Raw genomic sequence first — 12,834 nt, forward strand, 5'->3', positions numbered from 1 at the left:
CCGGTCAGTAGGCGACCCCGCCGCGACCCTGAGGAGTGAGCTGACGAGATGGGCCACTACAAGAGCAACGTCCGGGATCTCGAGTTCAACCTGTTCGAGGTCTTCAACGTGCAGGACCACCTCGGCACGGGGCCGTTCGAGCAGTCCGACGAGGACACCGCGCGCGGCGTTCTGGCCGAGATGAAGACCCTGGCGGAGGGTCCGCTCGCGGACTCGTTCGCCGACGCGGACCGCAACCCGCCGAAGTACGACCCGACGACCTTCTCGGCCACGCTGCCGGAGTCGCTCAAGAAGTCGTACAAGGCCGTGTGGGACGGCGAGTGGTACCGCATGTTCCTGCCCGAGTCCCTCGGCGGCTTCGGCACCCCGCCCTCCGTGGCGTGGGCCGCGTCCGAGCTGATCCTCGGCGCCAACCCGCCGATCTACATGTACCTCGCGGGCCCGAGCTTCGCGACGGTCGTCTACAACAACGGCACCGAGCGCGACCAGCACTGGGCGCAGCTGATGATCGACCGCGGCTGGGGCGCCACGATGGTGCTGACCGAGCCGGACGCCGGTTCCGACGTCGGTGCCGGTCGCACCAAGGCCATCAAGCAGGACGACGGCTCCTGGCACATCGAGGGCGTGAAGCGCTTCATCACCTCGGCCGACCAGGACCTGACCGAGAACATCATGCACATGGTGCTCGCGCGTCCCGAGGGCGAAGGCGTCGAGTCGAAGCCGGGCACCAAGGGCCTGTCGCTGTTCCTCGTGCCGAAGTTCCACTTCGACCCGCAGACCGGTGAGCTGGGCGAGCGCAACGGCGCCTTCGTCACCAACGTCGAGCACAAGATGGGCATCAAGGCGTCCACGACGTGCGAGCTGACGTTCGGCCAGCACGGCACGCCCGCCCAGGGCTGGCTGCTGGGCGAGGTGCACGACGGCATCGCGCAGATGTTCGACGTCATCGAGTACGCCCGCATGATGGTCGGCACGAAGGCCATCGCGACGCTGTCGACCGGCTACCTGAACGCGCTGTCCTACGCCAAGGAGCGCGTCCAGTCCGCCGACCTCACGCGCATGACGGACAAGACCGCCCCGCGCGTCACCATCACCAACCACCCGGACGTCCGCCGCAGCCTGATGCTGCAGAAGGCGTACGCCGAGGGCCTGCGCGCCGTGTACCTCTACACCGCGACGTTCCAGGACAAGGTGATGCTCGGCGGCGACGACGCCAAGCTCGCGGCCCAGGTCAACGACCTGCTGCTGCCGATCGTCAAGGGCGTCGGCTCGGAGCGCGCGTACGAGCAGCTCGCGCAGTCGCTGCAGACGCTCGGTGGTTCGGGCTTCCTGCAGGAGTACCCGATCGAGCAGTACATCCGCGACTCGAAGATCGACTCGCTGTACGAGGGCACCACGGCCATCCAGTCGCTGGACTTCTTCTTCCGGAAGATCATCCGCGACAAGGGCCAGGCGCTCGCGTTCATCAACGGCGAGATCCAGTCCTTCCTGGACAACGAGGGCGGCAACGGTCGCCTGAAGGAGGAGCGCGCGCTCCTCAAGCAGGGTCTCGAGGACCTGCAGGGCATGCTCGGCGCCCTGGTCGGCTTCCTGACCTCGTCGCAGGAGGACGTCCGCAACCTCTACAAGGTCGGCCAGAACTCGGTCCGCCTGCTGATGACCGCGGGTGACGTGCTCGTCGGCTGGCTGCTGCTGCGCCAGGCCGAGGTCGCGCTGCAGAAGCTCGGCGGCACGGTGTCGGCCAAGGACAAGGCGTTCTACGAGGGCAAGGTCGCCGTGGCGTCGTTCTTCGCGAAGAACGTGCTGCCGGAGCTCACCGCCCGCCGCAAGATCACCGAGTCCACCGACAACTCGCTGATGGACATCGACGAGAACGTCTTCTAGGACGCTCTCGCAGGACTACGGGTCCTCACACCTCCTGCCCGAGGTGTGAGGACCCGTTTTTCGTGCGCTCACAGGGAAAGCAGCACCGGTCCGACGGCGGCGCCGACGTTCAACGCGGCCGTCGCGTAGGAACCGGCCATCGTGGGCGCCCCCGACGCGTGGTGCAGGACGCGCGCGATCAGCGTGCTGCCGACCAGCACCGCGGCCGTGGCGATGAGTCCGCGAGCCGGCCACCGAAGGTGGCCTCCGAGGAACGAGCCCGCGCCGACCAGCATGAGCGCGACCGGCACCCACCACTCGTCCAGCCCCGCGACGCCGGTGACCACCGGGGCGAGGAACGTGAAGTGGCCGAACGTCACCGCGTTCACCACGACCGCGAGCATGATCACCAGGACGAGCCTCGGCTTGGCGAGCTGCCGCCCCAGCGCGGGTGGCGCGACCCGTTCCGGTGGGACGGGATCCCCGCCAGCACACTGACCGTGGCCGGCACGCAGAGCACGGCCACCGCGAGGAACGTTGCGCGCCAACCGAAAGCGGTGCCGAGCAGCGCACCCCCGGAACCCGGCGTTCGCGAGGGCCGCGAGCACCCTGGACACCAGCAACACCGCGAACTCCGTCGTGACGGCACCGACGACGTGCGCGGCCAGGAAGACGGCGACGAACGCGAACAGGCTCCGGCGCGGCGGCCAGTCGCGGGCGAGCACCGCCATCAGCGGCGCGCCCACGGCCATGCCCGCGGCGAACGCGGAGGTGAGCAGACCGGCGGTGCCGAGGGAGACGCCGGACTCGGCCGCGATCGACGGCAGCAGACCGGCCAGCATGAATTCGGAAGTGCCCATGGCGAACACGGCCAGGGCGAGCAGGTACAGCGAAAAGGGCACGGAGGGACTCCGAGGGCTGAGGGGGTTTTCGGGGCTGACGGCTACACCGCAGACCCGGCCCTGTCCGCCTCAGGAGTCGACATGGACCGCACGCTAGCGTGAGCGACTCACGTCACGCATCTTGATTTCGTTGTCAGTTGACAGGCCTTCGTTCGGAATCAAAGATTGGGCCGTGTTCCTGTACCTGCTGATGACGTGCGCGTTCGCCGGCGTCGTGGCGCTCGCGGCGATCGTGCTGCGACGCCTCAAGAACCGGCAGGTGCGTCAGGACCGGCTGTGGTTCGGCTACCGGCAGCACATGGACGAGCTGCAGGCCTCACCGGAGGCCGAGCTCGCTCGGGTAGCGCAGGTGTCCCAGAAGACGAAGCACGGCGCCAAGGCCGTGATCGTGTGGGAGCGGACGGGAGTCGAGCAGGAGTCGTGGTTCGAGGGCATGAGCCCGAACCCCGGCGACCTCCTGCTGCTGCGAGGCAGCCCCGGCTGGGGTCCGGACACCAGCAGCCCCAACGTCTTCTACGTCGCGCCGGGGCTGGTCCTCTCCTCCATGACGGTGCAGGCCCAGGAGGCCGCGGACCGCCATCACTCCTTGAGAGCGCGCGCCGCCGCGAAGCAGTAGACGCCGAACGCGGCGATGCCGATCGCAACGGCGGTCAGCAGGAACATGCCGTAAGGCTGTGCTGCCAACGTCTTCAGCGCCTTGTCCATGCCGCCGGACTGCTGCGGGTCGGCGTTGATCGCGGCGAGCCCGACGAGCACGCCGATGACGCCGTACGCGCTGCCCTTGCCGATCCAGCCGATCCGGCCGACGGGCTCGATCCACTTGGGCGCCCGGCTCATGTCGAGGTCCTTCTCGAAGGACTTCTTGATGCCCTTGTAGATGATCACGCCGGCGATGCAGAGGATGCCGATCGCCACGGCGCCGACGATGAACTGCCCGCCGGGCCACGAGAGCACCTGCGCGGTGAGTTCCTGCTGCTGCTGGTTCTGGTCACCGCCGCTGCCGGAGCCCGTCGCGTACTTGAAGGCACCGAGGGCGATACCGGTGGCGGTGACGGCACGCGCGGCGGAGCCGATGCGCTTCGAGATGCGCTTGCGCTTCTTGCCGATGTACGTGTAGCCCACGAACGCCAGCAGCAACTGCCACAGCGCGAAGCACACGAGCCCGATGGCGAGCAACCACAGCAACCACGCGCCGCCCTGGGCGATGTCGCTGACCGCACCCTTCGAGTCGGCCTGTTCGGAGTCGCCGAACGCGACCTGGATCGCGAGCCACGCCACCAGGACGTGCACGACCCCGTACAACACCATTCCCGCGCGACCCAGCGTCTGGACGACGGGGTGTCTTCGCGCCTCATGCGCAACAGTGGCCACGAACGGGTGAATACCCGCGCGTGGCCACTGTTGAACCAGCAATTGTGTCAGCCGCCGGGCGGCGGCTCGCACACGATCTTGAACTGCGGATCGTACTTGACGGTCCGCGACTCGCTGCGGGACTGGCCGCTGCGGCGGTCCGTGATCGTGCGGGTGTCGGTCACCGAGAAGCCGGGGGCGCCGTTGCTCGGCGTGCAGCCCGCCTTGTTGACCTTCTTCTCCTGCGGCTGCGTGGGCGCGAAGTCACCGCTGGTGGAGCCGCTGACGTCGTAGTTCTTGGTGCCCCAGAGCTTGATCGTGATCGACGAGCCGGTCCAGATCGTCTGGATGGCCACGCCCGTGTCGTCCGGGTTCGTGAACGAGATGTCGATCAGGCTGTTGCCCGCGCCGTCCATGAACACGGTGGCCTCGCGGCCCTTCGGGTACCGCGTGATCCAGTAGCTGTGCTCGCGGTGGCCCGCGTCCTTCATACCCGCGTAGTAGTACGCGTTGTAGAGCGTGGTCGCGAACTGCGAGATGCCGCCACCGACCGCCATGCCGGGGATGCCGTTCTCGATGATGCCCGCCTCGACGTAGCCCTGCGCGGTGCCGCGCGGACCCGTGTACTTGTTGAGGCTGAAAGTCTCCTTGGGCTTCACGATCGCGCCGTTGACCTTCTCGGCCACGACCCGGATGTTGACGCCGGAGGCGGGGGCGAAGCCACCGGTCGTGAACTCGCCGATGACCTCCTTGATGCCCATCTTGTTCGCCTGCTCGGTCGTGACCTTCGCGGGCGTGTGCTTGTACTCGAACTTGACCTCGCGGGCGTCCGTCTTCTTCAGGGTGTCGAAGTACGGCTGGAGGTTCTTGTCCCAGTCGAGGTCGAGGCCGTCGACCGAGGGCTTGACCGTGGGCTTGCCGCCCTCGAAGACGATCTCGGCGTCCTTGCCCTGCTTGACCGTGTCCTTGAGCTGCGGCGTGGTCACCTCGGCGAGCTTGTCCTTGTTCGGCGTGACGTTCAGCGCGCCACCCTCACCGGGTGCGAAGGCCAGCGTGGACCCGATCTGCTCCGGGGTGAGCGTCGCGTCCTTGCCCTCGCCCTTGATCACGACGGGACCCGACACCGCGGTCTTCACGATGTCGTTGAGCGCCTTCTCGACGCCCTCCTTGGTCGTCTTGACCGGGGTGAAGTCCATCGGGACCTCGACCGGGCTGCCGGACGCCCAGTTCGCGACGACGGCGCCGACGGCCTCCTCGGCCTTGAGCTTCTGGCCGTCGTGCGGCTCGACGGCGACGGGGTTCGCGCCCTCGAACTTGATGGTGCCCTCGATGGGGTCGTGGTCGAGCTTGGGGCGCAGGGCCTCGAGCGCGCTGGAGACCTTCGCGTCGTCGGCCTTGGTCGCGACGCCGACCTCGCGGCTCGTGAAGAACGAGGTGACGCGGGTGAACGGGCTGAGCGGCTGGCTGCCCGCACGCTCGATCGTGCCGTTCCAGTCGAGCTCCAGGCCGGCGGCCTTCGGGTCGAGCTCGGACGTGACGTCGCCCGCCTTGAGCGCGACGGGCTTGCCGAGGCGCGGGCCGATCTCGTCGCGCAACTTCTTCTCTGCCTCGTCGTGGCTCATGCCGCCGACGTCGACGCCCGCCACCAGCACGCCGCGGGGCACGTTGCCGCTGGAGACGAGCATGTCGAGGCCGTAGAGCAGACCGAAGGCGCCGACCACGGCCGCGGCCACGATCAGCGCCTTCTTCTTCGTGTTCTTCGGCTGGGCCTCGTCCTCGCCCGGCTCGATCATCACCGGGCCGTAGACGCCGGAGTCCTCGGGCTGGGGCAGGGGCTGCGGCTCGGGCGGCGTCACCGGCTTCATGTACTCGGTGGCCGCGTCGGCGGCGGGGAAGCCGACGTTGGGCACGGCGGCCGTGACCGTCGGCTCGTTCGCGTCCGGCTCCTCAGACGGCCACGCCTCGGTCGAGGCGTCCACCTGGACCGGCGTGATCTTGGTCGTCTGCTCCGAGGCCGTGCCGCCGGGACCCACCGGAGGCATCGCTCTCGTCTTGTCAGCGTCGTACGGCACAGCTCTCCCCGTTGCCCTGTCTCTCCTGAGGTGGCATATGTGTGTAGCTATCAGGCGCAGATCACGAACCGGCGGCTCATAGGTACAGACCAGTACCGTGCTCGGTGAGCTCCGTCGCAACCGCGTGCAGATCGCGTTCCCTCATCACGAGATACGTGGTGCCCTGCACCTCGACCTCAAGCTGATCTTCCGGGTTGAACATCACCCGGTCGCCGACCTTCACGTGGCGCACGCTGGTACCGACTCCGAACACATCACCCCACGCCAACCGCTTCGCCATCTGGGCCGTAGCGGGGATCACGATGCCTCCGCTGGAACGCCTCTCCCCGTCCTCGGGCGAGATGCGGACCATCACACGGTCGTACAGCATCTGGATCTCGAGCTTGACATCAGGCACCAGCAGAGTCTACGTGCCCTGCTGACCTTCCTCGTCCATGCCGCCCATGAGCAACGGCAGACGGGTAGGTGCATCGGCAACGACTCGAACCGGCACACCCCAGTCCTGCCTGGTCAGACGGCAGACCGGGTGTTCGTCGGCAGGATCGTCACTGCAACTGGCGGCCTGCGCTACGACGTGCAGAACGCCGTTCGTGACCTGATCGTTGATCCGCAACGCGCGTACCAGTTCAGTGCTGATGCCCGCGCCCTCGAGGATCAGCTCCGGAGGCGAGCTGGTGATCTCCAAACGCGTTGAGGGGCCATACCTTTCGTCCAGTTTCGTCCCCTTCGGTGGGGTGAAGACGACGGCCAGTTCGAACGCCCCGGACCCGATGTCGGTCGACGGCCGCTTCACCTCGTGGGCGGCGCCGTCGATCTTCGTGGCCGAAGCGGAGAACCGTTCGAGCCGGTGCGCGGCACTCGCGACGACCACGAGCTCACCGTCCACGACGAGCGCGTCGGACGGCTCGGCGATGTCCGAGGCGATGGTGGTCAGCGTGTTGGTCTCGGGGTCGAAGCGCCGGACCGCGCCGTTGTAGGTGTCGCTGATCGCGACCGAGCGGTCACCGAGGACCGTGACGCCCAGCGGGTGCTGCAACAGCGCCTCGTCCGCGTCACCGTCCTTGTGCCCGAACGCGAACAGCCCCTTGCCGACGACGGTGTGGACCTCGCCGTGCTCCAGGTAGCGCAGCGCGCTGGTCTCGGAGTCGACCATCCACAACCGGTCGCCGTCGGCCGCGAGCCCGGACGTCTGCGCGAAGAAAGCGCCTTCCGCCGGCCCGTCGTTGATGCCTTCGACGGTCGTGCCGGCGAGCCTTTTCACGGTGTTCGAGGCGGGGTCGTAGAAACCCAGCGTGTGGTTGCCGGCCATCGCGATCGCGACACCGCCGTTCCACCACGCGACGTCCCACGGGCTGGTGAGGTCGATCTTGTCGGCGGGCCCGTCGGTCTCGCCGTCGCGCCACTGCTCGCCGGTGCCCGCGAGCGTCGTGACCTCGCCGGTGTCGAGGTCGAGGCCGCGCAGCAGGTGGTTGACCGTGTCGGCGACGACGACGCGGTTGGTGCCGGGGACCAGCGTCAGCCCGGCCGGCTCGGAGAAGGTGGGCTCGAGGCCGTCCTGCCTGCCGCGTGCGCCGGTACCGATGCGGCGGATCAGGGTCTCGCCGTCGGCTTCGAGCTCGACGATGCTGTGGTGGGCGGAGTCGCTGACCAGGATGGTGTTGTTCGGCGTGACGATCGCCTTGGCGGGGAACCGGAGCGTGGTGCTCGCGGGCTCCGGCGCCTGGTACGGACCGCTGCCGCGGTGCAGCGTGCCCTTCTCGTCGTGCTCCTCGACCAGTTCCCTGATGATCGTCCTCAGCGCCTCGACGTGCCCCTCACCAGCGGCGACGTGCACGACGTAGCCCTCGGGATCGATGAGGTTCAGCGTCGGCCACGCCTTGACGGCGTAGTTCTGCCACGTCGTGAGCTCGGGGTCGTCCAGCACCGGGTGGTGCACCTCGTACCGTTCGACGGCGGCCTTCAGCGCGTCGGCGTCGGCCTCGTGGACGAACTTCGGCGAGTGCACCCCGATGGTGACGAGGACGTCCTCGAACTCCTTCTCCAGGGGGCGCAGCTCGTCGAGGACGTGCAGGCAGTTGATGCAGCAGAACGTCCAGAAGTCGAGGAGCACGATCTTGCCGCGCAGGTCCTTCAGGCTGACCGTGGCGTCGCCGGTGTTCAGCCAGCCGCGTCCGACCAGTTCAGGGGCACGGACACGGGCTCGGCGCTTCGCAGTCGTCACGGCCGTATCCAACACTGTGGACGGTCGCGCTGTTCCGCGGTCCATCAGGTGAGAAAGACCGCCCTGTTCGCGGTTCACACTCAGCCGTAACGCTGTGTCAGCGCCACACGATCTTTCAGGCACCACTACTACTGCAGCGTCACCAGCGAAGGTTGGCTCCCGTAATGCGCGAAGCGCGTGCAGAGTTTCTGAAGGACGCGGCAAGCCGCGCACTAAACGACCGTGTTCGCTTGACGGTTCGCCAGCTACTTGCACACTGGGGAGCCAAACGCCGCGGATACTGGATCGTTGAACAGATTGAGCGCGAACTCAAGGAAGCCGGCCTGACAACGACACCTGAATTCACAGACTGCTGGATCGACAACGAGGTTACGCTGGTTCCCATCAGCGTCACGAAGCAGCTTGCGCCGGTCAGCCCCAGCCTCGAAAGCACGGAGATCACAGACCATGCACTACCTGATGTTGCCTTAAGAGTCGATAACCTTCCATCAGCGAACATAAGTGTTATCAGTGTTGCGCCAGACAGCAGTTTGGCTACGGCACAGTCACTCATGATGCGACATGACTTCTCGCAACTAGCCGTCATGTCCGGCTCTCGCAACCTACGCGGGGCAGTGAGCTGGGAGTCGATCGCCCAGGCCCGCATCAGGAATCCTCATGCACCGCTCAGAGAAGCCATCACCAGAGTAGAAACGGTTTACGGACGAGACAACCTGCTGGCCCGCGTGCCACTGATCATGAGTGCCGGATTTGTCTTCGTTCTTTCAAAGGACAAGACAATCCAAGGAATCGTGACCACAGCAGACCTGAGCCAACAATTCGCCGATCTCGCAAACCCTTTCTTTGTACTGGCGGAAATCGAACGAAGGCTTCGCAGAAGAATAAACTCGCAATTCACCTGCGAGGAAATTGCGGCATGCAAGAACCCCAGGGACACTCAACGACAGGTCTCTTCCGCAGACGACCTGACGCTTGGCGAATGTGTCCGCCTGCTAGATGAGCCGAGCCGTTGGGAACAACTCGATTGGAAGCTCGACCGGCAGGTATTCATCGAAGCACTGAACGACGTCCGATCGGTTCGTAACGAAGTCATGCACTTTAGTCCCGACCCATTGGACTCCGGCCAGCTGACGCACCTCGACAACTTCGTCCGGTGGCTGCGCAAGCTGGAGCCGGACGCCTGATCGGCGAGGAGTGTGGCGCTCCACCGGTTCTGCAACCGTCGTGACGCATCCAGAGCTGCGGCTTTCGCCGCAATCAGGTCAGAAGGACCGCCTTCAGGTCGGCCACGCTCTGCCGCCACTGCGGCCCGTACTCGGTCTCGTCCCACAGCTCCAGCAGCTCCGACTCGGGCGTCAGCACGCGGTCGAGCGCCTGCACGGCGAGCGGCCGCAGCTCCGGCGAGAAGGTCGGCAGCGGCTTCTTCGGGGCGTACGAGGTGGTGATCGGGGTGCCTCCGGGGAGCTGCGCGGCGATCAGCGCGGCCGAGGCCACCGCCTTGCAGGCCTCGTAGCTGTCGAGGAAGTCCTCGGTCTCGATCGTCTCGACCAGTGCCTTGCGCACGACGGCTTCGCGTTCGGTCTCCAGTGCGTCGTCCAGGTGGCCGGAGAAGTCCGCGGCCGTGTCGTTGTCGAAGTGTCCGATGTCCCAGGTGCCCATGGCGGCGATCATGACATCCGGCACCGACAATTCACGGCAGCCTGAGTCCCGGCTTCTCGCCCTCGTCGAAGATCGGCGCCACGGTGATCACCGCTTCCGACAGGTCCACCTCACCGCCGAGGAACCTCGCCCCGCGGAACGACACCTCGCCGCCGTTGAAGCCGGCTCCCTCGAACCTCACCTTCCCGGCGCGGAACTCGGCGCCGTCGAACGTCACCCGCGCACCGTTGAAGCTCGCGCCGCCGAACCACACCTCGCCGCCGTTCACGACCATCCCGTCGAACGAGATCCAGCCGGCCGGGAACCGCGCCAGGCTCAGGAAGAACTTCCCGGACGGGAGGTGGATGCCGGAGAAGTCGGCCGAGCGCAGGACCGCGCGGACCAGGTCGAAGTCGTGGCCCCGCCAGCTGACCGGGGCGCCTTCACGCAGGTGGCGGGAGATCACCGACGTGATCGCGAGGCGCACCTCGGACTCCGCGTCGAGGTACCACTCGGACTCCAGCGACGGTTCGTACGGGATGCGCAGGTACGAGCAGAGCACGTCGATGCAGACCTGGCGCTGTTCCGGCCACTCGTCGGCCAGCGACGCCAGCGCGTAGATGCCGGCCAGGCGGACGGTCGGGGCCTCGTTGCCGATCTGGGTGCAGGCCGCGCCGAAGCGTTCGTTGAGCAGTTTGGTGCGTTCGCGGGTCTCGGCGGTCTCGCTGATGCGTTGTTTGCGGTACGCGACGACCAGGGCCACCACGCCGCCGACGCCCGCGACGACGGTCAGCGCGACCTTGATGATGTCGAGCCTGGACGCTGCCGCGGCCGGAAACCCCAGTGCGGCCCAGAGAAGTGCGGCGGACGCCGCAAAGACCGTTAGGCCGATCAGCACCACCAGGCCGATGTGCCGCTTGATCGACCAGAGCAATCCGGAGTCCACCGGCAGAAACTAGCCGCAGAGTCTCGCCCAGCGGGACGGAATTGACCGGAACCGGTTGGTAGCCCTCATCATGGAACGCAGACCGCCCGTCTGAACCTTTTCGCCGTGATCGGCGTAGAGGACGCCGGGAGGTGCGTGATGGTGGAGTACCTGGTGATCGGTGCGGGTCCAGCGGGCTTGCAGATGGGCGGTTTCCTGCACCGGGCGGGTCGCGACTACCTGATCGTCGAGAGCGGGCCGGAGCCGGCGAGCTTCTTCCGTACGTTCCCGCGCCACCGGGTGCTCTCGACGGACGACAACTCGCTGTTCGAGGGCGTGCCGTTCGCGCGCTACAGCAAGAGGTCCTTCCCGAGCGCGGACGACCTGGTGCGCTACCTGGAGGACTTCGCACGCCCGTTGAACATCCGCTACGGCACGACGGTCACCGACGTGGACGCGTACCAGGCGCGGCACGTCATCGTGGCCACCGGCCAGAAGCCCTACCTGCCACGGCTTTCCGGCATCGAGCACGCCGAGACGTACGCGACAGCGAGCACCGATCCGACCGAATACGCCGGCAAGCGGGTGCTGATCGTCGGACGTGGTCCCAGCGCGTTCGAGACGGCCGACAACATCTCGTCCACGGCCCGGCTCACGCACACCGTCGGGCGGGCCGTGCAGCGGATCGTCAAGGACGGCACCGAGTTCGTCGCGACGATCGACGGCACCGGCGAGCTGCGGTACGACCGGGTCATCGCGTGCACCGGGTTCCGCCGGGACACCTCCCTGGACGGTCCCGGCGTGCACGTGCTGTCCGGCGACTCCATCAAGGCGATCCGGCACGCCGCGAGGGCGTTGCACCGGTCGCTCGAGGCCGAGCACCACGGGGTGCCGTGGCCGCACCGCCGGCTGCGCAACCGCCCGGACGCGCTGGCGGCCACGATCGCCACGCGGGCCAGCGAGATCCCGGACGGACTGGCGGACGTCGTTGTCACGCAAGGACAGCACGCGCTGCTCTACGACGAGATGCCGACGACCGAACGCAACGGGTTCGTCGTCACGCGCACGCAGGTGCGGCACTACCGGCGCAACGAACTGCTCGCGGTCGAACGGCGGTTGCACCGCAAGCCGCTGGAGAGGTTCTTCTCCGAGCAGCTCGCGGTGCCCTGCATCTCCTAGACGGGCAAGGTGCGCGCGAGGAACTGCACGGACTCGTCCCACGCGCGGTCGGCGGCGGCGCGGTCGTACCAGGGACCGAGGTGGTTGAGGAACGCGTGGCCGGCGGGCTCCAGGTGGATCTCGGCGCCCTCGTGCTCCTCCACCGCGTCCACGACCGCTTGGTAGCCCGTGATGAACGAGTCCTCGGTGCCGAAGACGAACTGGATCGGGCACGACACCTGGCCCAGCGAGCCGATCTGGTCCGGCACACCCGAGCCGTAGAACGAGACGGCGGTGTCCGGGTCGGAGGCGATGGCGGCGTTGTACGCGAGCGTGCCGCCGAGGCAGAAGCCGAGCACGCCGACGCCGCCGGTGACCTCGGGCAGGCCGCGCAGGTACTGCACGGACTTGACGACGTCCTGCACGGCGAGCGGGAAGTCGAGGTTGCCGACGACCTCCATCGACTTCGCGATGCCCGCCTCGTCGTGCTCGCCGACCCAGCCCGGCTGGAAGCGGTGGAAGAGCTCGGGCACGGCCACGACGTAGCCGAGCGCGGCCAGCTTCTCGGCGATGCCGCGCAGGTACCCGTCCAGGCCGAAGATCTCCTGGATCAGCACGATGCCGGGGCCGGAGCCGGACTCCGGGAGCCAGACCGGCAACGGCATGTCGTCAACTCGATGCGTCATGGATCGATCTTGCCCGAGC

At 67.3% G+C, this 12,834-nt stretch carries 11 protein-coding genes and 2 pseudogenes; 4 read left to right on the plus strand and 9 right to left on the minus strand.

What is annotated here, in order from left to right:
• The first annotated feature begins 48 nt into the window (after window positions 1–48).
• Window positions 49–1,884, plus strand: a complete 1,836-nt coding sequence (locus tag ABZX02_RS12935; RefSeq protein WP_355297736.1) for an acyl-CoA dehydrogenase — start codon at window positions 49–51, stop codon at window positions 1,882–1,884.
• Window positions 1,885–1,955: 71 nt separating this feature from the next.
• Here the strand turns inward: ABZX02_RS12935 and ABZX02_RS12940 are convergent.
• Both ABZX02_RS12940 and ABZX02_RS12945 read right to left on the minus strand, forming a co-directional pair.
• Window positions 1,956–2,177, minus strand: a pseudogene (locus ABZX02_RS12940) (Cmx/CmrA family chloramphenicol efflux MFS transporter); the annotation flags it as partial.
• 270 nt (window positions 2,178–2,447) lie between these two features.
• Window positions 2,448–2,765, minus strand: a pseudogene (locus ABZX02_RS12945) (MFS transporter); the annotation flags it as partial.
• A 172-nt stretch (window positions 2,766–2,937) separates the two neighbouring features.
• On the opposite strand from ABZX02_RS12945, the gene ABZX02_RS12950 reads away from it, so the two are divergent.
• Window positions 2,938–3,381 (plus strand): hypothetical protein, encoded by a 444-nt coding sequence (locus ABZX02_RS12950; RefSeq protein WP_355297737.1) that lies wholly within the window; start codon window positions 2,938–2,940, stop codon window positions 3,379–3,381.
• On the opposite strand, the gene ABZX02_RS12955 is transcribed toward ABZX02_RS12950, so the two are convergent.
• The 4 genes from ABZX02_RS12955 to ABZX02_RS12970 all read right to left on the minus strand — a co-directional run bounded on the left by ABZX02_RS12955 (window position 3,345) and on the right by ABZX02_RS12970 (window position 8,453).
• Entirely contained in the window at window positions 3,345–4,073 is a 729-nt protein-coding gene (locus ABZX02_RS12955; protein WP_355297739.1) for a DUF1206 domain-containing protein, read from the minus strand. The two genes, ABZX02_RS12950 and ABZX02_RS12955, sit on opposite strands and share 37 nt — an antisense overlap.
• Window positions 4,074–4,183: 110 nt before the next feature.
• Window positions 4,184–6,187, minus strand: coding sequence for a VanW family protein (locus ABZX02_RS12960; RefSeq protein ID WP_355297741.1), 2,004 nt, complete (start codon window positions 6,185–6,187; stop codon window positions 4,184–4,186).
• Window positions 6,188–6,263: 76 nt separating this feature from the next.
• A complete protein-coding gene (locus ABZX02_RS12965) occupies window positions 6,264–6,557 on the minus strand; it encodes a co-chaperone GroES (RefSeq protein WP_089919073.1) in 294 nt (97 codons plus the stop codon).
• A 36-nt stretch (window positions 6,558–6,593) separates the two neighbouring features.
• Window positions 6,594–8,453 (minus strand): NHL domain-containing thioredoxin family protein, encoded by a 1,860-nt coding sequence (locus ABZX02_RS12970; RefSeq protein ID WP_355297743.1) that lies wholly within the window; start codon window positions 8,451–8,453, stop codon window positions 6,594–6,596.
• Between the two features lie 119 nt (window positions 8,454–8,572).
• On the opposite strand from ABZX02_RS12970, the gene ABZX02_RS12975 reads away from it, so the two are divergent.
• Window positions 8,573–9,592 carry a CBS domain-containing protein gene (locus ABZX02_RS12975; RefSeq protein WP_355297745.1) on the plus strand — a complete coding sequence of 340 codons (1,020 nt, stop codon included), beginning with the start codon at window positions 8,573–8,575 and terminating at the stop codon, window positions 9,590–9,592.
• Window positions 9,593–9,665: 73 nt separating this feature from the next.
• Here the strand turns inward: ABZX02_RS12975 and ABZX02_RS12980 are convergent, their stop codons facing one another.
• Together ABZX02_RS12980 and ABZX02_RS12985 are read right to left on the minus strand one after the other, a co-directional pair.
• The gene (locus ABZX02_RS12980) at window positions 9,666–10,067 is read right to left on the minus strand and encodes a DUF4259 domain-containing protein (protein WP_355297747.1); all 402 of its coding nucleotides are present in this window, start codon (window positions 10,065–10,067) and stop codon (window positions 9,666–9,668) included.
• Between the two features lie 31 nt (window positions 10,068–10,098).
• On the minus strand, window positions 10,099–10,992 hold the full coding sequence (locus ABZX02_RS12985; protein ID WP_355297749.1) for a pentapeptide repeat-containing protein: 894 nt from the start codon (window positions 10,990–10,992) through the stop codon (window positions 10,099–10,101).
• Window positions 10,993–11,097: 105 nt separating this feature from the next.
• On the opposite strand from ABZX02_RS12985, the gene ABZX02_RS12990 reads away from it, so the two are divergent.
• Entirely contained in the window at window positions 11,098–12,150 is a 1,053-nt protein-coding gene (locus tag ABZX02_RS12990; protein WP_355297751.1) for an NAD(P)-binding domain-containing protein, read from the plus strand.
• Here ABZX02_RS12990 and ABZX02_RS12995 read toward each other — a convergent pair.
• The gene (locus ABZX02_RS12995; RefSeq protein WP_355297753.1) at window positions 12,147–12,815 is read right to left on the minus strand and encodes a dienelactone hydrolase family protein; all 669 of its coding nucleotides are present in this window, start codon (window positions 12,813–12,815) and stop codon (window positions 12,147–12,149) included. The two genes, ABZX02_RS12990 and ABZX02_RS12995, sit on opposite strands and share 4 nt — an antisense overlap.
• Window positions 12,816–12,834 lie beyond the last annotated feature (19 nt).

Origin of the sequence: Lentzea sp. NPDC003310, from assembly GCF_040610935.1 — a bacterium.
Classification (GTDB): Bacteria; Actinomycetota; Actinomycetes; order Mycobacteriales; family Pseudonocardiaceae; genus Lentzea.